At 70.2% G+C, this 20,589-nt stretch carries 26 protein-coding genes; 14 read left to right on the top strand and 12 right to left on the bottom strand.

Annotation, left to right across the window (positions count from 1 at the left end; genetic code table 11):
• The first annotated feature begins 15 nt into the window (after positions 1 to 15).
• The 3 genes from dhaK (at position 16) to dhaM (ending at position 2,118) form a co-directional block, all read left to right on the top strand.
• On the top strand, positions 16 to 1,008 hold the full coding sequence (gene dhaK, locus ACQPZZ_RS15815) for a dihydroxyacetone kinase subunit DhaK (RefSeq protein WP_432932753.1): 993 nt from the start codon (positions 16 to 18) through the stop codon (positions 1,006 to 1,008).
• A gap of 29 nt (positions 1,009 to 1,037) precedes the next feature.
• Positions 1,038 to 1,661 (top strand): dihydroxyacetone kinase subunit DhaL, encoded by a 624-nt coding sequence (dhaL, locus tag ACQPZZ_RS15810; protein ID WP_432932751.1) that lies wholly within the window; start codon positions 1,038 to 1,040, stop codon positions 1,659 to 1,661.
• Positions 1,662 to 1,743: 82 nt separating this feature from the next.
• On the top strand, positions 1,744 to 2,118 hold the full coding sequence (gene dhaM / locus ACQPZZ_RS15805) for a dihydroxyacetone kinase phosphoryl donor subunit DhaM (RefSeq protein WP_363636450.1): 375 nt from the start codon (positions 1,744 to 1,746) through the stop codon (positions 2,116 to 2,118).
• A gap of 33 nt (positions 2,119 to 2,151) precedes the next feature.
• Here the strand turns inward: dhaM and ACQPZZ_RS15800 are convergent, their stop codons facing one another.
• Positions 2,152 to 4,947 (bottom strand): BTAD domain-containing putative transcriptional regulator, encoded by a 2,796-nt coding sequence (locus ACQPZZ_RS15800; protein ID WP_432932749.1) that lies wholly within the window; start codon positions 4,945 to 4,947, stop codon positions 2,152 to 2,154.
• 116 nt (positions 4,948 to 5,063) lie between these two features.
• Here ACQPZZ_RS15800 and ACQPZZ_RS15795 point away from each other — a divergent pair, with 116 nt between their 5' ends.
• Positions 5,064 to 5,516 (top strand): carboxymuconolactone decarboxylase family protein, encoded by a 453-nt coding sequence (locus ACQPZZ_RS15795; RefSeq protein ID WP_432932747.1) that lies wholly within the window; start codon positions 5,064 to 5,066, stop codon positions 5,514 to 5,516.
• 35 nt (positions 5,517 to 5,551) lie between these two features.
• On the top strand, positions 5,552 to 5,842 hold the full coding sequence (locus ACQPZZ_RS15790) for a hypothetical protein (RefSeq protein ID WP_432932745.1): 291 nt from the start codon (positions 5,552 to 5,554) through the stop codon (positions 5,840 to 5,842).
• Positions 5,843 to 5,893: 51 nt separating this feature from the next.
• Here ACQPZZ_RS15790 and ACQPZZ_RS15785 read toward each other — a convergent pair whose 3' ends face one another.
• On the bottom strand, positions 5,894 to 6,409 hold the full coding sequence (locus tag ACQPZZ_RS15785; protein ID WP_432932744.1) for a MarR family winged helix-turn-helix transcriptional regulator: 516 nt from the start codon (positions 6,407 to 6,409) through the stop codon (positions 5,894 to 5,896).
• A gap of 66 nt (positions 6,410 to 6,475) precedes the next feature.
• On the opposite strand from ACQPZZ_RS15785, the gene ACQPZZ_RS15780 reads away from it, so the two are divergent.
• From ACQPZZ_RS15780 to ACQPZZ_RS15770, 3 genes are all read left to right on the top strand, one after another.
• A complete protein-coding gene (locus ACQPZZ_RS15780; protein ID WP_432932742.1) occupies positions 6,476 to 6,850 on the top strand; it encodes an HGxxPAAW family protein in 375 nt (124 codons plus the stop codon).
• 26 nt (positions 6,851 to 6,876) lie between these two features.
• Entirely contained in the window at positions 6,877 to 7,689 is an 813-nt protein-coding gene (locus ACQPZZ_RS15775; protein ID WP_432932740.1) for a hypothetical protein, read from the top strand.
• A 110-nt stretch (positions 7,690 to 7,799) separates the two neighbouring features.
• Positions 7,800 to 8,348, top strand: coding sequence for a hypothetical protein (locus ACQPZZ_RS15770; protein WP_432932739.1), 549 nt, complete (start codon positions 7,800 to 7,802; stop codon positions 8,346 to 8,348).
• 52 nt (positions 8,349 to 8,400) lie between these two features.
• Here the strand turns inward: ACQPZZ_RS15770 and ACQPZZ_RS15765 are convergent, their stop codons facing one another.
• Complete coding sequence (locus ACQPZZ_RS15765) at positions 8,401 to 9,141, bottom strand: DUF5984 family protein (protein ID WP_432932737.1); 741 nt, start codon at positions 9,139 to 9,141, stop codon at positions 8,401 to 8,403.
• 80 nt (positions 9,142 to 9,221) lie between these two features.
• Here ACQPZZ_RS15765 and ACQPZZ_RS15760 point away from each other — a divergent pair, with 80 nt between their 5' ends.
• The gene (locus tag ACQPZZ_RS15760) at positions 9,222 to 9,596 is read left to right on the top strand and encodes a PH domain-containing protein (RefSeq protein WP_363636466.1); all 375 of its coding nucleotides are present in this window, start codon (positions 9,222 to 9,224) and stop codon (positions 9,594 to 9,596) included.
• Positions 9,597 to 9,973: 377 nt separating this feature from the next.
• On the opposite strand, the gene ACQPZZ_RS15755 is transcribed toward ACQPZZ_RS15760, so the two are convergent.
• Positions 9,974 to 10,426, bottom strand: a complete 453-nt coding sequence (locus ACQPZZ_RS15755; RefSeq protein ID WP_432932735.1) for a hypothetical protein — start codon at positions 10,424 to 10,426, stop codon at positions 9,974 to 9,976.
• Here ACQPZZ_RS15755 and ACQPZZ_RS15750 point away from each other — a divergent pair.
• The gene (locus tag ACQPZZ_RS15750; RefSeq protein ID WP_432932733.1) at positions 10,425 to 10,835 is read left to right on the top strand and encodes a hypothetical protein; all 411 of its coding nucleotides are present in this window, start codon (positions 10,425 to 10,427) and stop codon (positions 10,833 to 10,835) included. The genes ACQPZZ_RS15755 and ACQPZZ_RS15750 overlap by 2 nt on opposite strands.
• A 294-nt stretch (positions 10,836 to 11,129) precedes the next feature.
• Here the strand turns inward: ACQPZZ_RS15750 and ACQPZZ_RS15745 are convergent, their stop codons facing one another.
• The 7 genes from ACQPZZ_RS15745 to ACQPZZ_RS15715 all read right to left on the bottom strand — a co-directional run bounded on the left by ACQPZZ_RS15745 (position 11,130) and on the right by ACQPZZ_RS15715 (position 15,207).
• Positions 11,130 to 11,510 carry a hypothetical protein gene (locus ACQPZZ_RS15745; RefSeq protein WP_432932731.1) on the bottom strand — a complete coding sequence of 127 codons (381 nt, stop codon included), beginning with the start codon at positions 11,508 to 11,510 and terminating at the stop codon, positions 11,130 to 11,132.
• 211 nt (positions 11,511 to 11,721) lie between these two features.
• Positions 11,722 to 12,198 (bottom strand): deaminase, encoded by a 477-nt coding sequence (locus tag ACQPZZ_RS15740; RefSeq protein WP_432932729.1) that lies wholly within the window; start codon positions 12,196 to 12,198, stop codon positions 11,722 to 11,724.
• Positions 12,195 to 12,887, bottom strand: coding sequence for a RibD family protein (locus ACQPZZ_RS15735; protein ID WP_432932727.1), 693 nt, complete (start codon positions 12,885 to 12,887; stop codon positions 12,195 to 12,197). The genes ACQPZZ_RS15740 and ACQPZZ_RS15735 overlap by 4 nt, the downstream gene beginning before the upstream one ends.
• A gap of 439 nt (positions 12,888 to 13,326) precedes the next feature.
• The gene (locus ACQPZZ_RS15730; protein WP_346227803.1) at positions 13,327 to 13,581 is read right to left on the bottom strand and encodes a Smr/MutS family protein; all 255 of its coding nucleotides are present in this window, start codon (positions 13,579 to 13,581) and stop codon (positions 13,327 to 13,329) included.
• 84 nt (positions 13,582 to 13,665) lie between these two features.
• The gene (locus tag ACQPZZ_RS15725; RefSeq protein ID WP_432932725.1) at positions 13,666 to 14,085 is read right to left on the bottom strand and encodes an SsgA family sporulation/cell division regulator; all 420 of its coding nucleotides are present in this window, start codon (positions 14,083 to 14,085) and stop codon (positions 13,666 to 13,668) included.
• 66 nt (positions 14,086 to 14,151) lie between these two features.
• Positions 14,152 to 14,595, bottom strand: a complete 444-nt coding sequence (locus ACQPZZ_RS15720; protein WP_432934411.1) for a type II toxin-antitoxin system CcdA family antitoxin — start codon at positions 14,593 to 14,595, stop codon at positions 14,152 to 14,154.
• Between the two features lie 183 nt (positions 14,596 to 14,778).
• Positions 14,779 to 15,207 (bottom strand): CBS domain-containing protein, encoded by a 429-nt coding sequence (locus tag ACQPZZ_RS15715; protein ID WP_432932723.1) that lies wholly within the window; start codon positions 15,205 to 15,207, stop codon positions 14,779 to 14,781.
• Positions 15,208 to 15,338: 131 nt separating this feature from the next.
• Here ACQPZZ_RS15715 and ACQPZZ_RS15710 point away from each other — a divergent pair, with 131 nt between their 5' ends.
• Positions 15,339 to 16,814, top strand: a complete 1,476-nt coding sequence (locus ACQPZZ_RS15710) for an aminopeptidase P family protein (RefSeq protein WP_432932721.1) — start codon at positions 15,339 to 15,341, stop codon at positions 16,812 to 16,814.
• A gap of 18 nt (positions 16,815 to 16,832) precedes the next feature.
• Here ACQPZZ_RS15710 and ACQPZZ_RS15705 read toward each other — a convergent pair whose 3' ends face one another.
• A complete protein-coding gene (locus ACQPZZ_RS15705) occupies positions 16,833 to 17,774 on the bottom strand; it encodes a cation diffusion facilitator family transporter (RefSeq protein ID WP_363636478.1) in 942 nt (313 codons plus the stop codon).
• 38 nt (positions 17,775 to 17,812) lie between these two features.
• On the opposite strand from ACQPZZ_RS15705, the gene ACQPZZ_RS15700 reads away from it, so the two are divergent.
• From ACQPZZ_RS15700 to ACQPZZ_RS15690, 3 genes are all read left to right on the top strand, one after another.
• Positions 17,813 to 18,280 carry a MarR family winged helix-turn-helix transcriptional regulator gene (locus ACQPZZ_RS15700; protein WP_363636480.1) on the top strand — a complete coding sequence of 156 codons (468 nt, stop codon included), beginning with the start codon at positions 17,813 to 17,815 and terminating at the stop codon, positions 18,278 to 18,280.
• Positions 18,281 to 18,405: 125 nt separating this feature from the next.
• Positions 18,406 to 19,053: an LppX_LprAFG lipoprotein gene (locus ACQPZZ_RS15695; protein ID WP_432932719.1), complete on the top strand. Its 648-nt coding sequence runs from the start codon at positions 18,406 to 18,408 to the stop codon at positions 19,051 to 19,053.
• On the top strand, positions 19,050 to 20,585 hold the full coding sequence (locus ACQPZZ_RS15690) for an MFS transporter (protein WP_432932717.1): 1,536 nt from the start codon (positions 19,050 to 19,052) through the stop codon (positions 20,583 to 20,585). The genes ACQPZZ_RS15695 and ACQPZZ_RS15690 overlap by 4 nt, the downstream gene beginning before the upstream one ends.
• Positions 20,586 to 20,589 lie beyond the last annotated feature (4 nt).

The following is a 20,589-nucleotide window of genomic DNA, read 5'->3' as shown; positions in this document are numbered from 1 at the left end:
AGTAGGGAGCGCATCGTGAAGAAGCTCATCAACAGTGCCGACAGCCTCGTCACCGACGCGCTGCGCGGCATCGCCGCGGCGCACCCCTCGCTCCGCGTGGACGTCGACAACAGGGTCGTCTTCCGCGCGGACGCTCCCAGACCGGGCAAGGTCGGCCTGGTCTCCGGCGGAGGTTCGGGACACGAACCGCTGCACGGCGGGTTTGTCGGTTACGGCATGCTCGACGCGGCCTGCCCCGGCGAGGTCTTCACCTCCCCCGTCCCCGACCAGCTCATCGAGGCCACCAAGGGGGTGGACGGCGGCGCGGGCGTGCTGCACGTCGTGAAGAACTACACCGGCGACGTGCTGAACTTCGAGATGGCCGCCGAGCTCGGCGGCGACGAGGGCGTCGAGGTGGCGACCGTGCTCGTCAACGACGACGTGGCGGTGCGGGACTCCCTGTTCACAGCGGGCCGCCGGGGCACGGGGGCCACGGTGTTCGTCGAGAAGATCGCCGGCGCGCTGGCCGAGACCGGCGCGCCCCTGGCCGAGGTGGCGCGGGTCGCCCGGGAGGTCAACGAGCGCAGCCGCTCGTTCGGGGTGGCGCTGACGCCCTGCACGGTGCCGGCCGCGGGCAAGCCCACCTTCGAGCTGGGCGACACGGAGATCGAGCTCGGCGTCGGCATCCACGGGGAGCCCGGCCGCACCCGGGCCCCGCTGCGCGAGGCCCGCGAGATCGTGCGCACCGCGATGGACGCGATCGACGCCGACCTGCCACTGTCCGGCGAGACGCTCGTCATGGTCAACGGCATGGGCGGCACGCCGCTCATCGAGCTGTACGTCGTCTTCGCCGAAGTGGAGGCGTATCTGCGGGAGAAGGGCGCGACGGCCGTACGCAGCCTCGTCGGCAACTACGTGACCAGCCTCGACATGCAAGGCTTCTCGGTGACGACGTGCTCGCTGACCGGCGAGCTCACCCGGCTATGGGACGCGCCGGTGGAGACACCCGCGCTGCGCTGGGGCCGCTGACCGCACATCGGAAACTCTGGAGTCCCCTGGTGAACAGCCGGTTCTTCGCCTCCTGGATCGACGAGATCGCCGCCGCCGTGCGGGCGCGGCGCGACCACCTCACCCAGCTCGACGCCGCGATAGGCGACGCCGACCACGGCGCCAACCTCGACCGCGGGTTCACCGCGGTGCGGGAGGCGCTGGCCGGCGCCTCCCCGCAGACCCCCGGCGCGCTCCTCGTCCTCGTCGGCTCCACGCTGATCCGCAAGGTCGGCGGCGCCTCCGGCCCCCTGTACGGCACCGCCTTCCGCGAGATGGGCAAGGCGTTCGGCGAGGCCGCCGAGATCTCGCCGGCCGAGCTGAGCGCGGGCCTGGACGCGGCCCTGGCCGGGGTCCGGCGTCTCGGCGCCGCCGAAGGCGACAAGACCATGGTCGACGCCCTCGCCCCGGCCGCGAAGGCGCTGGCGCAGGCCGTACGGGACGGGCTGAGGCAGGAGGAGGCGCTGGAGGCGGCCGCCGCCGCGGCCGGGCAGGGGGCCGAAGCGACGATCCCGCTGCAGGCGCGCAAGGGGCGGGCCAGCTACCTGGGGCCGCGCAGCGTCGGCCACGAAGACCCCGGAGCCGCCTCGACGGCGCTCATCCTCGGCGCGCTGAGAGCCGCCGCCTCCGTATGACCCCGAGCCGGGGCCGGGCCGTGAGAAACGGAGCCCGGTGCACACCGGCGTGTCCGCTGCCGAACGACTTCAGGGATGGCGAATGGTTGGCATCGTACTCATTTCGCACAGCAGCGGCCTGGCCGCCGAGGTGGCCGCGCTGGCCAGGCAGATCGGCGGCGCGCAGGTGCCGCTGTCGGCGGCGGGAGGCACCGAGGACGGCGGCCTCGGCACGAGCCCCGACCGGGTGACCGCCGCCATCGAGGAGGTGGACCGGGGGGACGGCGTCGTACTGATCCCCGACCTCGGCAGCTCCGTGCTCACCGCCCGGCTGCTGGAGTCCCCCGGCGAGATCGTGATCGCCGACGTGCCGTTCGTGGAGGGGGCCGTCTCCGCGGTCGTCGCGGCGGGCGGCGGGGCCTCTTTGGACGGTGTGCTGGCGGCGGCGGAGGAGGCGTGGCACGTACGCAAGCTATGAGGGAGCCGTCCTGCGGCAGCACCGGTCACGACCTCACGAGGTGAATCCGGGCCCGCCTTCCGGCCCGACGGCGCGCTTCAGGAAGTCGCGGACCTCCTCGGCCTCCGGAACACCGAGCTCCTCGTAGAGGCCGAGAGCCAGCCCCCCGTGCTCGTGGGCCCGCTCCGCCCGCCCGAGCGCGAGGTGGGCGCGTGCCAGCCCGTAGTGCGCACGCGCCTGCTCCGGCCGGCTGCGCGCCAGATCGGCGAGCGCGAGCGCGGCCGTGTGCTCCTCGGCCGCGCGGGACGGATCGCCCGCCGCCTCGGCCAGCCCGTTGAGCGCGGCCGCCTCGTCGGCGGTGTTGCCGAGCGTGCGGTGGACGGCCGCGGCCTGCTCGTGGCGGGTGCGTGCCCGCGCGAGCTCGCCCTGGTGCCGCAGGACGACGCCGAGGTGATCGAGGACCACCGCCTCTCCGGCCGGGTTGCCCAGTTTGCGGTGGAGCGCCAGCGCCAGGTCGAGATCGCGCCGGGCCTCCTCCGTACGGCCGTCCCGGTCGAGGACGAGGGCGAGGATGGCGAGCACGTTGGCCTCGCCCCAGGCGTCGGCGCCGATGCGGGTGAGGTCGAGCGCCTGCTTGAGATGGCGCTCCGCCTGCGTGTCCCGGCCGAGGCGCAGGGCGACGTTCCCCAGGGTGAGCAGCGCCCTGGCCCGCTCGCCGGCCTCCTCGCACACGTCGAGGGCCTGGTGGGCATGCTCCTGCGCCCGCTCGTACTCGCCGAGCCGCCAGTAGGTCCACGCCAGGTCGGTGAGCGCTCGCGCCTCGACCTCGCGGTCGCCGAGCATGCGGCTGCGCCGGAGCGCCAGGCTGTGCAGCGTGAGCGCGTCGTCGTGGTGCGCCTGCAGGTCGAGGTAGGGGCGCATCGCCAGGGCCAGCATGCCGAGGCAGATCTCGGGCCCGTGGACGGCCGTCGCGATGATGTTGGAGCGCTCGGCGTCGAGCCAGGCGATCGCCTCGGCGGCGTCGCGGACGGGCGCGATCGGGGCGGCCGGCTGGGGGATGCCCTCCCGCTGGCTCACCGTGTAAGGGAAGAGCCGGTCCATCGCCGCACGGGAGCGGTGCAGGTAGTAGCCGAGCAGCCGCATGAGGGCGCCGTCGTCCTCGGCGAGCGAGCGGGCGTGCTCGCGGAGCAGGTCGTGGAAGGTGTATCGGCCCGGTTCGAGCTGCAGGAGCATGTGGGCGTCGAGGAGGCCTTCGAGGAGCTCCTCCGCCTCGTCCTCCGGAATCCCCGCCAGCGCGGCCGCGCCGCAGGCGTCGATGTCGCGGCCGGGCACCAGCCCGAGCAGGCGGAACATGCGCTGCTCCGCCTCGTGGAGTTGCGCGTAGGAGAGGGCGAAGGCCGCCGACACCCCGTCCAGGAGCCGGCGATGGTCCCGCAGGCGGCCGGCCAGATAGGACACGGTCCAGCGCGGGCGGTGCTGGAGGCGGGCGGCGCAGATCCTCAGGGCGAGCGGGAGACGCCCGCACAGGCGCAGCACCTCGTGTACGGCCTCCGGCTCGTGGCGGGCGCGTTCGCCCACGATCCGCTCGAACAGCTCGGCGGCGTCCGCCTCGTCCAGCACGTCGACCGACAGCGCCTGGGCGCCGTCCAGGTCCACGAGCCGCCGTCTGCTGGTGATCAGAACGAGGGTGTCGGAGTGCCCCGGCAGCAGGGGGCGCACGTGCTCCGCGTCGCGCGCGTTGTCCAGCACGGCGAGCACGCGCCGATCGGCCAGTTCGGCGCGCCACATGGCGCTCCGCTCGGCCAGGGCGACCGGGATGCGGCCGGCGGGCACCCCGAGCTGGCGGAGGAGCGCCTCCAGCGCGGCGGCGGCGTCGAGCGGCTCCCGGCCCGCGGTGTGGGCCCGCAGGTCGATGAAGAGCCGGCCGTCCGGATAGCGGGCGGCCAGCCGGTGGGCCACGTGGACGGCGAGCGTGGTCTTGCCGATCCCCGCCATGCCGTCGATCGTGACGACCGCCGGAACGCGATGGCCGTCGGCGAGCCGCTCCAGCTCGGCGGCCCGCCCGGAGAAATCGGGGATGTCGTAGGGAAGGAAGGTGGAGCGGCGCGGCGGGCCGGAGACCACCGGCGCCGCGGCGGCCGGGCGCAGGGCCGGGTCATCCGCCAGGACCGCCCGCTCCAGTTCCGTGAAGGCGTGTCCGGGGTCGAGGCCCTGTTCGTCGGCGAGAGCCGTACGGTAGGCGCGCGCGGCGGCCAGGGCGTCGGGCTGCCGTCCCGCCCTGTGCAGGGCCAGGACGAGATGGCCGTTGAGCTTCTCGCGGAGCGGGTTGGCGGCCACCTGGACGGCGAGCTCGTCGAGCAGATCGCCGTGCCGCCCGGCGGCGAGCTCGCCCTCCACCAGGCGCTCGTACGCCGACAGACGCCGGTCGTTCCAGAGCTCGCGGACGCCGGCGACGTAGTGCGCGTACACGTCCTCCAGCGCCTCGCCGCTCCACAGGTCCAGGGCCCTGCGCAGCTCGCCGGCGGCCACCAGCTCGACGAACTCCTGCGCGTCGACCTGTCCGGGCTCCGGCTGCACGAGGTAGCCGCCGGCGCGCGTCTCGAGGAGCCGTACGGCTCCCGCGGCGCGCAGCACCTTGCGGATCGCGGTGATCGAGGCATGGATCTGCGATCGGGCGGTGTCGGGCCGCTCGTAGCCCCACATCGCCTCGATCAGCCGCTCGATCCCGATCACCCGGCCGGCGTTCAGCAGAAGGTAGGCCAGGACAGCCCGATGACGTGGGGCGATACCCGTCAGAGGCGCGCCGTCGACCGTCACCTGGACGGGGCCGAGAAGGGTGAAGCCCAGCATCGTCCCCCCATAACCCCTGCATCGTGCGCGCATAGCGAATGTATCAATCCGGGCCGCCAGTCTGATCTCACCCGAACAGAGACGGCTCTCTCGGGAGCCGAGACGGAGGAAACACGATGGAAGCCCGGATGAAGAACCCCGCCACGATCATTCCCGCCGCGATGCAGCCGATCATGGAGCTGATGAAGGCGGCCCAGTCGCAGGGCCTCCCCCAGGAGCTCATGGAGATGATCCACCTGCGGGTCAGCCAGATCAACGGGTGCGGCTTCTGCGTCGACGCCGGACTCAAGAACCTGCGCAAGCTCGGCGAGAGCGACGAGCGCATCGGCCTGGTCGGCGCCTGGCGCGAGACCCCGTACTACACCGACGCCGAGCGGGCCGCCCTGGCGCTGGCGGAGGCTTCGACCCGGCTGGCCGACCGCGCCGACGCCGTCTCCGACGAGGTCTGGGACAACGCCGCCGACCACTTCGACGAGAAGCAGCTGGCCTCGATCCTGCTGATGACCGCCGTCACCAACCTCTTCAACCGGCTCAACGCCCCGATCAGGCAGATCGCCGGCAGCTGGTGAGCCCTACCCCTCAACGTGCAGAAGGAGAAACCGGCATGTCCGCCGTCCGCTCACACCGCTACTCCGTCGCCGAGGCCGACCTGGAGGAGTTCCTGGCCCGCAGGAGCTCGCTGATCGCGACCGTCAGGGAGGGGCACCCCGGCCTCACCCGCACCGTGCTGGTCCAGCTGCAGGACGGCACCTACACCGACACCTGGCACTGGGAGAGCGGCGAGCAGATGGGCGCGGCGCTCGCCGCGCTGCCCACCTTCCCTGAGGCGCCGCTGACCATGGCCCTGACCAAGGACGCCACCGCCCTGGACGGCCGGGTCGTCGACGAGCGCTGAGCCCCTGCGACCGTCGTCCGCCGAAGCCCGTGGAGGAGCCGGCCGGCCGCGTCAGCGGCTCCGCGTACGCCGGGTGCGGGGCGTGCCGGCGAGCTGGTCGCGCCGGATCTCCTCCAGATAGGTCCGCATGAGATCGCCCGCGCGGCTGAACCAGTCGGACAGCACGGCGATCTCCGCGGGCGTGTAGTCGGCGAACAGGTCGTTCAACCGCCGGTAGAAGGGCTCGTAGACGGCCGCGGCGGTGGTGAACGCGGCTTCGTCGGCGACGACGCGCACCCGGCGGCGGTCGGCGGGGTCCGGTTGCCGGTGCGCGTACCCGGCCCGTTCGAGGCGGTTCAGCACGCCGGTCACCGCGCCCGTGGTCAGGCCGGCCTGCTCGGCGAGCGCGCCCGCGCTGATCGGATCGTCTCCCGCCGCCAGGATGAAGCCCAGACAGGTGACGTCGGTGACGTTCAGCCCGAGCCGCTGGGCGATGTCGTGCTGCCCGACCAGGCTGAGCGCGATCAACTGATCCATGCCGGCCAGTGCCTGCTCGGGTGTCGCCTCCGGGCGCGGCTTGCCGTCCATCCCCAATCTCCTTAGTATCTAAGATGTTTAGTTCATGAGATAAGTATCTCGCCGTCAAGGAGAATCATGAGCGGCATTCACGATGACGTCGATCTCGGGCACACTGTCGCGGGCTGGACCGGCTGCGTCGTCGTGCTGTGCGGCTGCGCGACGGTGGGGGTGGCGATGTGCGCCGCCTCGCTCCCCGGCGTCTGGCTCGGTCTCGGCGTGATCGCCCTGGGCGGCCTGGTCACCTGGGCGCTCCACCTCGCGGGCTGGGGCAAGCCCAGCGGCCCCCGGCCTCCGGAGCAGTGGGACTGGCGGGTGAAGGACCCGATGACGGGCCACGGCGACTGTCTCGCCTGCCGTCTCACGGGCCAGGCACCCCGCACTGGAGGCGCCGACGATGCCGTCCGCGAGGAACCCGCCCTCTCCGAAATGTCGGTGATCGCCAACCGCTGAGTTTCGCCCTGTCCCAGCATCGTGCGGTGCTCGATCACGTACTCGATCAACGGTGCGACGACCTCTACCGTGCCGCGGAGGCGGAGGACGCCCCCCGCTTCCTGGCGACCCTACAGGACCTGTGGGAGAGGACAGAGGAATCGGACGCGCCCATCGCGAACGCCCTCCTCGTCCGCCTGTGCGGCCTGTTCGACCGGCTGCCTCCCGGACTCGGCGCGCGGCTGTCCGTGATGAGCGGCGCGATGGTCGAGAACGGAGCCGATCCCGCCCCGCTGGTCGACCCCGTGGTCGTGGGACTGTGCGACGCGCTGGAGCACTCCGCCGAGTTCGCCCGCGCCTGGCGCGCGGTCACCGACCGGCGCCTCCCGGAACCCGGTCCGCAGGATCGGGTGGTCCTCGGCGCGGCGCGCGTGCTCTCCGGCCCCTTAGGACTGCCGGGACGGTTCGGACTCGGCCGCCGGCTGCCCTTCGCCCGCGCCCTCGACCTGGCCGCCGGCTGGGCGCTCGCCGAGGACTGGAGCGCGGCCGCGACCACCGTGCTCCAGCGGTCGGCGGCCATCCGCGCGGACCTCTCCCGGCGCCCGCGACTCGCCGCGGCGGTCGCCGCCACAGAGGAGGACCGCCCTGACCTGTGGTGCCTGCCGAGGCTCCTGGCCGTACTCGACGACGAGCCGCTGCTCGACGGGCACCGCGTGCTGGTCCTGGACGAGCCGTCGCACCGCCATACGTGGAACATCGGCCGCACCTATCCGATGATGCGGCCGTCGATCACGCTCGACCGGGTGCTGCCGGAGGAGGAAGCGCGCATGTGGTCGTCCCGGGTGGCTCCCGGTCCATGACCCCCTCCCCCGCAGGCATCGACGGCTCAGCCGGGGGTGGGCGGGCATACCGCCGAGACTCGGGGGTATCGGTTCTCGTCATGCGTCGTCTGACCCGTGTGATCCTGCCGATGGCAGTGGTCCCCGCCGTGATCTCCGGCTGCGGGACTTTCGATCCCCATCTGATCGTCAACGGAACCTCCTACTCGGACGGGCCCGCCGCGATCGTCATGCTGCCGGACACGCTCGCCCACCGGCCGTACTCTCTGGGCGGCTGGAACATGTGCCTGGACCGGCCCGGTTCCGCCACCATCACCAAGGTCGAGCCGATCCGGCCCTACAACGACATCGTGATCCAGGCGTTCTCGTCCCGTCCGCATGCCGGCCCGGGGCTCGGCAACGCCGAAAAGCCGCTGACCGAGCTGGGCTTCCCCGCCCGCAGCCCCGCCGTCACCACGGTCTGCGACGAGAACGACCCCCACACCGAGCTCGCCCTGCAGTACGGGAAGACCCGCGACGACAGCGCGGGGGCCGAGGGCGTCCGCATCACCTACACCTCCGCCGGCCGTCGGCACACGGTCGACTTCCATCTCCGGGTGCTGCTGTGCGCGCCCGACGACCCCGTCGAGCGATGCGGAAAGACGTACGAAGAGCTTCAGACGTCGAGCGACGACGACTAGCGGCGGCCGCGTCGGCGACGTGGCCACCGTCGAACAGCGCGTCGACTCCCGGTCATTCCTGCACCGCCACGCCCTGGTGAAGCTCTGTCACTCCGGCGCGGACGGCTGTCCAGTCGGTTTCCGGCGCATCCCGCAGGGCTCGCGCCAACCACGTCATTCGATCGGCGTGCTCGGCGCGCAATTGCTCCAGATCAAGTGGAATGCCGTTCGGCGCCCCGGTCCTCTCCAACGCCCTGATTCTCCGTCCCATGGCGGTCATGAGGTCATGATGGAAGCGCCGGACGGCGGCGAGGAACGACTCGGATGGAATGACGACCTGACCGGATGGAGGAGCCGTGAACCGGACATCGCCGTCGTCGTCGTTCCGCCACGTCACCGTCACCACGTCGAGATCGTCCCTGACGGTACGCCACGCCCTGATGCGGGGCGGTTGCCGGAGGTAACCGAGATCCAAGGTGTGTCCGCCGTGCCAGACCGCGGCGGTCGACGCCGCATCGCTCTCCACCGGCTCCCAGGAGTCGGGGTCCGCGGCGACGAAATCGAGGAGATCGGCCGGCACCGCTTCGAGGACGGCCGGTGTCAGCTCGATGGGGTCTTCCCATAGGCGAGCCAGGTAGTAGTCGACATAGGGGGTCTGCCCGGGTGCTTCCTGCATGTGGCGCAACAACTCGTGACCGGCCAGTTCGATCCAGTACCAGCCATCGGTCAGCCCGAACCAGTGCAGGCTCCGATCCTCATCACCCCATGGAGCAACCCTGCCCAGGGGTGTCAGCACGAAGCGGAACCTGATCATCAGTGTGCTCCTCATCGGCTGATTCGTCCCGTCGGAACCATAACCGGCATACCTGTCCTTTGCGCAGCTAAGCTCGTCAAATGATCGACTTCAACAACGGCTCCCTCTTCAAGCTGAATCCGTGCCACCCACAAGAGGTCGGCCCGGCCGTGGCACCTCTCCTGCTCCACGGCGAACAGATCGTCTCCTCCTACAAAACGGTCCGGGACTTCGTCGTCTTCACCGACAAGCGCATCATCGCGGTCAACGTCCAGGGCTTGACCGGCAAGAAGCGCGACTTCTCCTCCCTGCCCTACAGCAAGGTCCAGGCATGGTCGGTCGAGACCGCCGGAAACTTCGACCTCGACTCCGAACTGGAGCTCTGGTTCAGCGGCCTGGGCAAGGTCCGTTTCGAGTTCAAGGGCAACTCCGACGTCATCCGCCTCAGCCACATGATCGCCGGCTACGTGCTTTGACGCGCTTCCCGACCTGAAGCCGAAGGCCGGGAATTGCGTCCGTGCCTCGCGTCGACGCGGCACCTGTGAGGCCTCCCTGCCCGCACGAGTCGCTGCGGGAGGCACTCAGGGAGACCAACGGGGCGGTCGTCTGCGGCGCCCCCGCTCGATCACCTCGCTCCGCTCGTCCGAGATCTTCACGTCATCCCGGCTGCGGTGATGGTCGTTCTTGTCATGCGACGGACCTTGCGGTGACGGCTTCTCCACGTTTCCCAGGCGACGCGCTCGCGTCCGGGAGAACATTGACGAACACTCGGAACCCCCGCCACCCGACGAAGGAGCCTCGACCTGCCGGCGAGAGTGGCCGATGTCGCGGTCGACAAGGCCACCTACGGCTCTCAATCGCGATGTGGAGAAGTCGGCAACCAGGGACTGGTCCTCCTGTTCACGTCGGGGGTTTCACGAGACAGGAGGTCGGACGTGACTTCGATCGGCTCCTCGGCCCCCGGATCGAAGGGCCCTTCACGACCGCCCCAGCGCGCCCGGACCTCCTGGCTCAATCGCGTCCACTGGGAGATGGTGAGCGCCCTGGCGGGCATTGCCGGGTTGATCGTCGCTCTTGTCGCACTTCGGCCGGATGGAGAACCTGGATCAGGGATGACGTCGGCGTCACCGACACCGACGGTGACAGTGACGGTGACCTCCTCGATTCCGGTTACCGGATCGGCGGCCCCGTCGTCCCGCTCTCGTTCCAGCACACACACGAAGCCGACGGCCGAAAAGGACCGGCCGACCGAGCCGACGGCCGAGGAGGACCCGCCGACCGAGCCGACGGGGTCGGCGTGCGTCATGACGCCGGGCGAGTGCCGGCTGGAGGCGATGCTCGGCTCGGCGGACGTGAGGAACTGCCGGCCTGCCGCTCGTCCTCCGGCCGACGCGGTGGCCGCTCTCGACTGCACGGCCGTCCGGCCGGGTCCGGTTCACGACCCGATGATCGTGCTGTTCCGCAGCGACACCGACGCCGAGACGTGGGTGGAGTCGTATTGGTGGGCTCTGCACGATGGCCGGGGAGGCAACTGCGCGACCGGGGCCGAGTACAAGGGCACATGGGTCAGGGGCAAGCTGCTCTGCACCATCAACGGGCCCTACTACGCCATGTCCTGGACATACAAAGGCCGGTCCGTGGCCGTCACAGCCGAGGCTCCGGCCCCGCAGCCGCTGTACGCCTGGTGGCAGGGCCTTTCACTGCTGAGCGGCTGAACGCAGGCCGGGCATCCGATCCGGCCCCAGACAGTCAGGTCTGGCGTAACTCAGCCACTACCGGCTCCTTCCGCCAGTGCTCGAGTTCCGCGTCCACCCCTGGTAGAGGCGAGGCGCCTTCACTTCCATTGGAAGTGATCGGCCGCCGTTCTGGCCTGCGGCAATCCTGACGTCTTCCATTGACTTTTGGCGTTTTACCGCCCCGGACGGAACCAGAACGGAACTGAGGGGCACCTGTCGATGTAAGGGATTGTGCGGCTCGGTTGCTGTACTTGGCTGACAGAAGTCGGGTCCTCAAGCCATGGCGTGCTGAGCAGCCATCAAAGCGTCAAAGAGGCGCCACCCGTCCAGTTCCTTTGTACCGGGCCCCGTGGGCAACTCTCCGCGCGCCGCTGCAATCTGGAGGAGGCGGCGGACGGTCTTAGGCTCGTAGAGGTTCAACCAGTTCTGTTCGGGGAGCGCTACCACGGTGCCGGCCTCGAAGTAGGTGTTGGAAATGATCCTGTCCGGGCCGGGCCGGAAGACCATCGACAGGCGGGAGCGTGAGTCCTCCCGCCAGAGCGACAGGATTAGACGGCAGTTCTCATACCGGTTCCTGTCGAGCTTCTGGCGTACAGACCAGAGCCACCTAGTGTCGCCATCGACGAGGTGGCGCACCCTGCGATCGTTCTTCACAACTTCGTCCTATAGTTGGCCGCCGCCGACTTCCCATATTCGCCATCGCCCGAATCTCGTCAATTGCAGGATAGTCAGCACGCTTGAAAGTGGGCACCTCTTTTTCAGTCGAGGCTTCAATCTCCTGATGTGAGCACCCAGAGGGACCTTTGGGGTAGTGGTGGCAGATAGAACATCTGTTGTCATATGCATTCGAAGCTGACTCCAGAATTCAACCGCCTCCTGTTGCAATTTGACTCGGCATGCCTACGGCGCCGGCAGCAGCGGCCAGATCGAGCACTTCGAGCACTTCGATGCCGTTGCCCGCGAGGAGTTCAACCCCTTGGCAGTCAGCGACAAACAGGCTCGGCTCACGCCATGCGATGACAACTCGGGGGATGCCCGCCTCGATGATGAGCTGAGTACATGTGCGCGGTCGCGATCGGCGTTCGGAGCAGGGCTCCAAGGTGCTGTATATCGTCGCACCCGTAAGGTCAGGCCCATCCATCATGTTGAGCTTGGCGAGGGCTGCTTCCTCCGCATGCACGTGCGGATCTGTCTCCCGAGAGTATCCGCGAGAAACCTCCCTGCCTTCGCCGTCCACAACGATCGCACCAACCGAAAATGCGGTCGTCGATGGCGGGCACTTTCGAGCAAGCTCGATAGCGGCCATGAGCCACTGGCGATCGCTCGGAGTAACCGCACTCATGATGTGGAATCCCCCGATGCTTCCTTTGGAAGGTAGCGAATCAAAACGACGTCGCCGATGGAGCGGACCTCGGCAACCTTCATCCTATGGGCAGAGCCTCCGGGGAACTTGCCGGCGCTGACGAACCTTGGGGCTGCCGAGTCGCCGACGAAGATGGGAGCGACGGCTAGGTGTATCTCGTCGGCCAGGCCCTGAGTAAGGAACTGCGTGTGGATCGTGCCGCCGCCCTCGACCATGAGATGCCGAACGCCTCGCTCCCCCAGGTCGTCGAGCATCACGCCAAGGTCGACAGTGGGGCCGGTGCTCACTACGTCCGCGAGATCGTCGAGCGTTTCGCGGACCTTGGTCGCTGCGGTGTCGGGGCAGTAGACGACCTTTTCCCCGCCGTGGTGCCAGAACTTGAGATCACGGCTCAGGTCGCCGCTGGCTGTGATCGTCACCTTGAGGGGGTAGGCCGGAAGCCCTCGGGAGACTCGCTGGGCACGTCGTTCCTCGGAGTCGACCAGTAGGCGCGGGTTGTCACGGCGCATGGTGGTTGCGCCGATGAGGATCGCATCGGTGTTGGCTCGTACTTCGTCCACTCGGTCGAAGTCGGCGGCGTTGGAGAGTAGGAGCCGTGCGGGGGTTGTGTCGTCGATGTAGCCGTCGACGGACATGGCACAGCTCAAGACCACATAGGGGTGCGGCATGGCGTGATTCTGTCCTATGGAGCTGGGGGAATCTAAGCCTGGTGGGCGACGAGGCCGTCGAAGGCCTGGCGGAACTCGGCCACTGCCGGCACCTTCTGCCAGCGCTCAAGTTGCCTGTCCAAGCGCGTCAGTTCGGTCATGATCTGGGCTGATCCGGTGGCCGCCGCGATGCTGAGAGCCTCCGCGCCGACCTTCGCGGCCTGCTCGGGCTCGCCCGCTCCAGCAGGATGTACGTCGTGGTCTCTGGATGGCCGATGGCGTAAGACCATTCAAGCGCGCGGTCTGTCCAGTACTGCGCGGAACGGAAGTCGCCGGCGTCGTGGGACGACCACCCGCAGAACTCGGCGTACTGCGTCTGAACGTGCAAGAGGTCGCGGGCATCGGCACCGCGGAGGCCCTGGCGAAGTTGCCGCTTCACGCTGGCAGACGCGAGGTGCCCTTACTTCCACTGGAAGTAGACGAACAGACGGCCGTGGTTCTTGGCGTCCTTGTCGATCCGGTGGTAGAGGGCCTTGATCTCCTTCTGCTCCAGGAACCGCAGCACCTTTTTCTTGAGCTGGCCGGACCCCTTGCCGGGGATGATCTCCACCTGGGTCGCCTTCTTGCGTACGGCCTCCTGGATGATGCCGTGCAGCGCCTTGTCGATCTCGCTGCCCTTGTTGTAGATGTCGTGGAGATCCAGCTTCAGCTTCACGCGACCGAGTCTAGGTCGCCCCGATCCGTGCGGGACAGACGGAGAACCGCCGAACTCCCCCTTCGCGGCGAACGGGCCGAGCCCCTAATACCCGCGTTCGTCTCCTCCCTCGTCGCCCGGGAAGCCGGAGACGAGAGCAGCGAACTCACGGTCCCAATCGATGTGCTCGCCCTCACGGCCCGGAGGCACCAGGGCGATCGTCTCCGCGAGGAACGCCCCGAGTGGATGACGCGGAAGCCACAGGGACAGCGCGTCCGGGGAACTCGGATGGACGGTGGCGAGGAGCCAGTCCGGGTCGTCGGACGGAAGGAGATGGAGCGAGGCGGACTCCACCGGCAGATTGGCGCCCTCCACGAGGACCGTCCTGGCGACGTCGACGGAGGGGCTCCCCGGAACAAGAAGCCGTACGAAGTACGGGTCTCCCGTCCGGTACACCAGAAACGCGGTCAGCGCGATGTCAGGCCGGTCGACGTGGTGCAGGACAAGACTCGTGCTCGCATTCACGACCACAACACTCCAGGGAAGACTTGGCGGGGGAACCATGGACTGCGGAGTACCGCGCCGGCGCCGCTAAACGTTCCACTTCAGCAGAGGGCGCGCGGCGGACCAGACCTCGCTCGCACCTTCGAGGACACCGCGCTCGTACGCCCTCTCCAGCTCGTAACCGTCCGGGTCCTCCCCTATGTAGGGGTCACACGTGAGCTCCACGATCGTCTCGTCGCTCTGCCAGCGCGCGTTCGGGACCTCTCCCGCCACCAGTTTCAGCTGGTAGACCGACGCCTCCTTCTTGGCCCACCGGACGCCCACGTCATAGCCCTGTTCGTACTTCTTGCGCATGATCTCCGGCATGGTGGCCTGGAGGCGTTCGGCGACCGCCTCGATGCCGTCCATGACCTTCTCCTCGAGCCGCGCGCGCCGGACGGCCTCCCCGAGAGCGTCCTGACAGATGCCCGAAATGGGCAGGTCGTAAGCCCTGACCTGCTCGGCCAGCTCTTCGGGAACCGAGATGTTCATACGCACGAATGCCAACCTCCGATACACACCGCTTACACAACATCATTACACAACGAGTGTGTATCGCACAACGCGTATGGAGGGACGGACTCCGGCCTGCGAGTCACCTGGTCGCGCCGCAAGCGCGCCATTGACGTTCTGCCGGAGTGCCAGGGCGTACGTCCGGTCCGGCCAGGGCTCCTGTCAGCCGTTGATGTAGCCGACCAGAGCCTCTTTTTCGCTCTCCAGCTCCTGGATGGAGGTCTTGACGACGTCGCCGATGCTGACGATGCCGGCCAGGCGGCCGTCGCGGACCACGGGCACGTGCCTGATCCTGTGGTTGGTCATGGTGCGGCGCAGGTCGTCGACGTTGGCGTCCGGACCGCAGGTGCGCACCTCCGCGGTCATGATCGACGAGACGGGCATGGCGAGCAGCGCGGCGCCGTGCTCGTGCAGCCTCCGCACGACGTCACGCTCCGACACGATGCCGTCGATGGACAGGCCGTCCTCCGAGACCACGACCGCGCCGATGTTGAGCTCCGCCAGCCGGGCCAGAAGCTCGGACACCGTGGCGTGCGGAGGAACGGTCGCCACACCTGTTCCCTTACTCTGCAAAATCGTCCCGATGAGCATCGACACCGCCTCTCAGGGGCACCCGGGGGGATGTCCCCCGCTTCCGCTCCCGCCGGCCGGCCGGAGCGGCGAATCCCGTTTCCCCAGGCAACAGCGGTCCTCTTACCTCGTCAAGGGTTCCCACCCCTACGATGGCGAAATATCACCGCACCCTGATCCACCGCACCCTGATCCACCGCACCCTGATATCACCTCACCCTGGGGGCACGCCGATGGCCGAGAAGCTCAACACCGGGAGCCATGACCTCCCGATCTCCGACGCGCTCGCGGAATTCATGCGCGACGGGTGGGCCGGCACGCGCGCGGACGTGGCGCCCCTGCCGGTCGCCGCGTACGCGGCCAAGCGGCGCGCGCGGCTCGCCGAACGCCTCCCCGGTGAGCGGCTCGTCATCCCCTCGGGCACGCTGCGGGCCCGTAGCAACGACGACGATCACCGGTTCCGTACGCACAGCGCGTTCGCGTACCTGACCGGCGGCCAGCAGCCCGACGACGTCCTGGTCATCGAGCCGTCGGGCGAGGCGCGGCTGTTCCTGCGCCCCCGCCCGTCCCGCGCCGAGTCGCAGGAGTTCTACCGCGACCGGCGGTACGGCGAGTTCTGGGTGGGCCGCCGGTTCGACCTCGCCGAGGCAGAGGCGGCGTACCAGATCGAGTGCGCGCACATCGACACGCTGCCGGCCGCGCTGAGCGGACCGGCACGCGTGCTGCGCGGGGTGGACGCCGCGGTCGACGCGCTCGTCTCCCCCGCCGGGGACGATCGCGACGCCGAGCTGGCCGCGGTGTTGTCGGAGCTGCGGCTGGTCAAGGACGAGTGGGAGATCGCCGAGCTGCAGCAGGCGGTGGACGCGACCGCGCGCGGGTTCGAGGACGTCGTACGCGCGCTGCCGGCGGCCCTCTCGCATCCGCGCGGCGAGCGGTACGTCGAGGGCGTCTTCGGTCTGCGCTCCCGGCTGGAGGGCAACGCGGTGGGCTACCAGTCCATCGTGGCCTCCGGGGCGCATGCCTGCGTGCTGCACTGGATCCGCAACGACGGGCGGCTCGACCCCGCCGAGTTGCTCCTGCTGGACGCCGGGGTCGAGGGCGACAACCTGTACACCGCCGACGTCACCCGGACGCTGCCGCTGTCGGGACGGTTCAGCCCGGTACAGCGGCAGGTGTACGAGCTGGTCTACGAGGCGCAGACGGCCGCCATCGCCGTGCTGCGGCCGGGGGCGCGCTTCCGCGAGTTCCACGAGACCGCGATGCGCGTCATCTCCGACGGGCTGCGCGAGTGGGGCGTGCTGACGCGGGCGCAGGCGGACGCGGGCCTGCATCGGCGCTACACCCTGTGCAGCAGCGGCCACATGCTGGGCCTGGACGTGCACGACTGCGCCAGGGCGCGGGCGGAGACCTACCTCGACGGCGTGCTCGAGGAGGGCCAGGTGCTGACCGTGGAGCCGGGGCTCTACCTTCAGCCCGACGACCTGACGCTGCCGCCGGAGCTGCGCGGAATCGGCGTCCGCATCGAGGACGACCTCGTGATCACGGCCGACGGCGCGCGGCTGATGTCGGCCGCGCTGCCCCGCCGGCCCGACGAGGTCGAGTCGTGGATGGCCGCCCTGTCGGGGTGAGCGAGCGGGCTCGCCGGGTCACCCCTCCCTGACGGCCGACCGGCCCGGGGTGGGGTCGAGGAAGACCTGCCGGATTTCAGGGAACCGCTCGGTGAGCCGGCGCTCCACCTGGTCGGAGGCGAGTTCCAGCCGCTGCCCCGACGTCTCGTCGCGGAAGTCGATCTTCGCCGCGACCATGACCTGGCCGGGGCCCAGCATGACGGTGACCAGCTCGACGACGGCCTCGACCTCCGGCTGGGCGGCGAGCTCGCCGTGGATCTTCTCCTGCAGTCCGCGCGGCGCCGCCTGGCCGATGAGCAGCGAGGCGTTGTTCCTGATCAGGGTCAGCGCCACGCCGAGCAGCAGCAGCCCGATGACGATCGACGCGACACCGTCCCACACGGCCGAGCCGGTGAGCTGCGACAGCAGCAGGCCGACGCCGGCCGTCGCGATGCCGATCAGCGCGGCGGAGTCCTCCAGCACGACGGCCTTGAGCACGGTGTCGGAGGTGCGCTGGAGCAGCCGCCCGGGGCTCACCCGCCAGCGCCGGGCCTCGCCGCGAAGCTGCCGCACAGCCCGCCACAGGGAGATCGACTCGATCCCGAAGGAGACCGCGAGCACGAGGTACGACACACCGATGTCGCCCAGGTTCTCCCCCGCGGTGATCGTGTGCCATCCGTGCGTGAGAGAGAACCCCGCTCCCACGACGAGCGTGAAGCAGGCCGCCACGATCGCCCACAGGTAGGCGGCCCGCCCGTGACCAAGTGGATGACGGGAGTCCGCGGGGCGTTCGCCGTGCCGGATCGCGGCGAACAGCACGACCTCGGTGGCCGTGTCGGCCGCCGAGTGGGCGGCCTCCGACAGCATCGCCGAGGAGGAGCTCATCAGGCCGGCCACGAGCTTGGCCAGCGCGATCGCGAGGTTGGCCGCGCCCGCGATCACGACGGTGCCGAGGCTCTCACCGTTCTCGCTGTCAGGCATTCCGCTCCGTCCGTAGAACTGATCTTATGCTGGTCGTCATGGACGCCCCCCTTTGGCTCACCCCGCAGGAGCAACGCGCCTGGCGGGCACATCTGGCCGCCCATCGCCTGCTCTTCCTTCAGCTCGACCGGGAGTTGCAGGGCACCGGGCTGTCGCTGAACGACTACGAGATCCTCGTCAACCTCTCCGAGAGCCCCGGCCGCCGCATGCGCATGAGCGAGCTGGCCGACGCCACGATCCAGTCGCGCAGCCGGCTGTCTCACCAGATCTCCCGGATGGAGGCCGCGGGCCTCGTGATCCGGCAGGACTGCGAGGACGACCGGCGCGGCACGTTCGCCGTGCTGACCGACCAGGGCTGGGAGAAGATCCAGCGGGTGGCGCCGGACCACGTGGCGAGCGTCCGCCGGCACTTCATCGATCTGATGACCTCCGAGCAGTTGTCCGCCCTGGAGCAGATCTACGCGCCGATCGTGGACCACCTCCAGGCGGTGCGCGGCGCCCGGTGAAAGGGCGCCGCACGGCGGCGGACGGCGCGGGATGAGCACCGGTCCCGACTGCCCCTGACAGATCACGCCAAACCGATTCCCGCGGCGTGCGCGTGCCGCCCCCACGCGCTCGCTACGATCCGGCTGTGCGAACAATCCTGGGGCTCGTCGTGGCCGGCCTGCTGCTCACGACCGCCTGCAGCGCGAAAAGCGAGCCGGCTCTGCCGGACGGTCCGGCCTTGCTGAAGCGCTCGGCCGACGCCATGCGGACGGTCAAGACGGTCGCCTTCACCATCGAGACCAAGGACAAGCCCGCCGTACCGGTGCGGCACGCCGAGGGCAGCCTCACCCGGGAGGGCGACGCCAAGGGCACGCTGCAGATCGAGGTCCTCGGGCTGCAGGAGATCGAGTTCGTGCTCGTCGGCGACAAGGTCTACTTCAAGGGCCCCACCGGCGGCTTCCAGACGATGACCCGGCAGCAGCTCACGGCCCTCTACGACCCCTCCGCCGTGCTGACCGGCGTACCCGACCTGCTGTCCACGGCACAGGACGTCCGGCCGCAGGCCGAGGAGAAGGTCGGCGACGCCGCCGCCTACCGGGTGACGGCCGCGCTGTCGCAGAAGGTGCTGGCGACGCTGGTCCCCGGCGTCCAGCAGAACGTCACCGGCACGGTCTGGGTCGACAAGGCCACCGGCCGGTTGCTCAAGCTCGACCTGCCGCTCACCGGGGGCTCCGTGGACGTGAGCCTGGGCGACTACGACGCCCCCGTGACCATCGAGCCTCCCGCGTCGTGACGGACACCACCGGGCAGACGGCGGCGGCCGGGACGACCGGCGGGCCGGCCACGCCTCGCCGGAGGCTCGCGCTCGGCGTCGGCGGAGCCGCCGTGCTGCTCGCCGCGCTCGACGCGTACGTGGTCGTCACCGTGCTCGTGGACGTGGCCGCCGACGTCGGCGTGCCGCTGAACCACCTGGAGCGGGCGACCCCGGTCGTGACCGGGTTCCTGCTCGGCTACGTCGCGGCGATGCCGCTGCTCGGCCGCCTGTCCGACCGGTACGGCAGGCGCGCGCTGATCCACGCGTGCCTGGCCGGGTTCGCCGCCGGCTCCCTCGTCACCGCCCTGGCGGCGAGCGTCCCGGCGCTGGTCGCGGGCCGTACGCTCCAAGGCGTCGCGGGCGGCGCGCTGCTGCCGATCACCATGGCCCTCATCGGCGACCTGTGGGACGAGCGCGCCCGGCCGGTGGCGCTCGGCGCGGTCGGCGCGGCGCAGGAGCTCGGCAGCGTGCTCGGCCCGTTGTACGGCGCGGGCCTGGCCGCGGTCGCCGGATGGCGCGGGATCTTCTGGGTCAATCTCCCGCTCGCGCTGCTGGCCGCCGTGGCCGTGCAGGTGGCCGTCCCCGCCGGACGCGAGCCGTACGGCCGGCGCTCCGGCGAGGTGAGCACGGCGAAGACGGACGCGGGCGGCGGCGTCCTGCTCGCGCTGGCGCTCGGCCTGCTGGTCGCCGGACTCTACAACCCCTCCCCCGGCACAGCCGTGCTGCCGCCGTGGGGACTGCCGTGCGTGGTCGCCGGGGCGATCGCGGCCGTGTCGTTCGTGCTGTGGGAGATCCGCTCACCGGTCCGGCTGCTCGACCTGACGGGCGTGCGCCGGACGCCGCTGCTCGCCACGCTGGCGGTGAGCCTGCTGGCCGGTGCGGCGCTGCTGGTCACGCTGGTCGACGTGCAACTCGCCGCGCAGACGCTGCTCGCCAGGGACGCGGTGGGCGGCGCCCTGGTGCTCACCCGGTTCCTCGCCGCACTGGCGGTCGCGGCGTTCCTCGGCGGGCTCCTGGTGCGGCGGTTCGGCGAGCGCCCGGTGGCCGTGGCGGGGATGGCGGTGGCCGCCGCGGGCTACTGGATGATCTCCCGGTGGCCGCTCGACCTGGCCTCCGCCGGCGTGCGGATGGACGTCGACCTCGTGGTGGCCGGCCTCGGCCTCGGGGTGGTGATCGCCCCGGTCTCGTCGGCGGTGCTGCGCCTGGTCTCGGCGGCGCAGCACGGCGTGGCGTCGGCGGCGGTCGTGGTGGCCAGGATGATGGGCATGCTGCTGGGCGTGGCCGCGCTGTCGGCCTGGGGCTTCCACCGCTTCCAGTCGCTCACCGCGCACCTCGACACGCCGCTGCCGTTCGGGGTGGACGCGGCCGAGTACGCCCGCAGGCTCGCGGATTACACGGCGAAGGTCCAGGCGGCGCTGCACGCGGAGTACACCGAGATCTTCCTGATCACCTGCGGGCTGTGCGTGCTCGGCGCGGCCGCCTCCCTCGCCCTGCCCCGCCGCCGCGCCTGACCTC

The organism is Microbispora sp. CA-135349, assembly GCF_050947365.1.
GTDB lineage: Bacteria > Actinomycetota > Actinomycetes > Streptosporangiales > Streptosporangiaceae > Microbispora.
Note: the sequence above shows the minus strand (reverse complement) of the source record. Positions and strands in the feature narration are given on the sequence as shown.

Bases quoted from the DNA above. Each gene is read 5' to 3' on its own strand.
- dhaM (WP_363636450.1), top strand. From the start codon at position 1,744: ATGGTTGGCATCGTACTCATTTCGCACAGCAGCGGCCTGGCCGCCGAG.
- ACQPZZ_RS15800 (WP_432932749.1), bottom strand. From the start codon at position 4,947: ATGCTGGGCTTCACCCTTCTCGGCCCCGTCCAGGTGACGGTCGACGGC.
- ACQPZZ_RS15795 (WP_432932747.1), top strand. From the start codon at position 5,064: ATGGAAGCCCGGATGAAGAACCCCGCCACGATCATTCCCGCCGCGATG.
- ACQPZZ_RS15790 (WP_432932745.1), top strand. From the start codon at position 5,552: ATGTCCGCCGTCCGCTCACACCGCTACTCCGTCGCCGAGGCCGACCTG.
- ACQPZZ_RS15785 (WP_432932744.1), bottom strand. From the start codon at position 6,409: ATGGACGGCAAGCCGCGCCCGGAGGCGACACCCGAGCAGGCACTGGCC.
- ACQPZZ_RS15780 (WP_432932742.1), top strand. From the start codon at position 6,476: ATGAGCGGCATTCACGATGACGTCGATCTCGGGCACACTGTCGCGGGC.
- ACQPZZ_RS15770 (WP_432932739.1), top strand. From the start codon at position 7,800: ATGGCAGTGGTCCCCGCCGTGATCTCCGGCTGCGGGACTTTCGATCCC.
- ACQPZZ_RS15765 (WP_432932737.1), bottom strand. From the start codon at position 9,141: ATGATCAGGTTCCGCTTCGTGCTGACACCCCTGGGCAGGGTTGCTCCA.
- ACQPZZ_RS15760 (WP_363636466.1), top strand. From the start codon at position 9,222: ATGATCGACTTCAACAACGGCTCCCTCTTCAAGCTGAATCCGTGCCAC.
- ACQPZZ_RS15750 (WP_432932733.1), top strand. From the start codon at position 10,425: ATGACGCCGGGCGAGTGCCGGCTGGAGGCGATGCTCGGCTCGGCGGAC.
- ACQPZZ_RS15755 (WP_432932735.1), bottom strand. From the start codon at position 10,426: ATGACGCACGCCGACCCCGTCGGCTCGGTCGGCGGGTCCTCCTCGGCC.
- ACQPZZ_RS15740 (WP_432932729.1), bottom strand. From the start codon at position 12,198: ATGAGTGCGGTTACTCCGAGCGATCGCCAGTGGCTCATGGCCGCTATC.
- ACQPZZ_RS15735 (WP_432932727.1), bottom strand. From the start codon at position 12,887: ATGCCGCACCCCTATGTGGTCTTGAGCTGTGCCATGTCCGTCGACGGC.
- ACQPZZ_RS15720 (WP_432934411.1), bottom strand. From the start codon at position 14,595: ATGAACATCTCGGTTCCCGAAGAGCTGGCCGAGCAGGTCAGGGCTTAC.
- ACQPZZ_RS15715 (WP_432932723.1), bottom strand. From the start codon at position 15,207: ATGCTCATCGGGACGATTTTGCAGAGTAAGGGAACAGGTGTGGCGACC.
- ACQPZZ_RS15710 (WP_432932721.1), top strand. From the start codon at position 15,339: ATGGCGAAATATCACCGCACCCTGATCCACCGCACCCTGATCCACCGC.
- ACQPZZ_RS15705 (WP_363636478.1), bottom strand. From the start codon at position 17,774: ATGCCTGACAGCGAGAACGGTGAGAGCCTCGGCACCGTCGTGATCGCG.
- ACQPZZ_RS15700 (WP_363636480.1), top strand. From the start codon at position 17,813: ATGGACGCCCCCCTTTGGCTCACCCCGCAGGAGCAACGCGCCTGGCGG.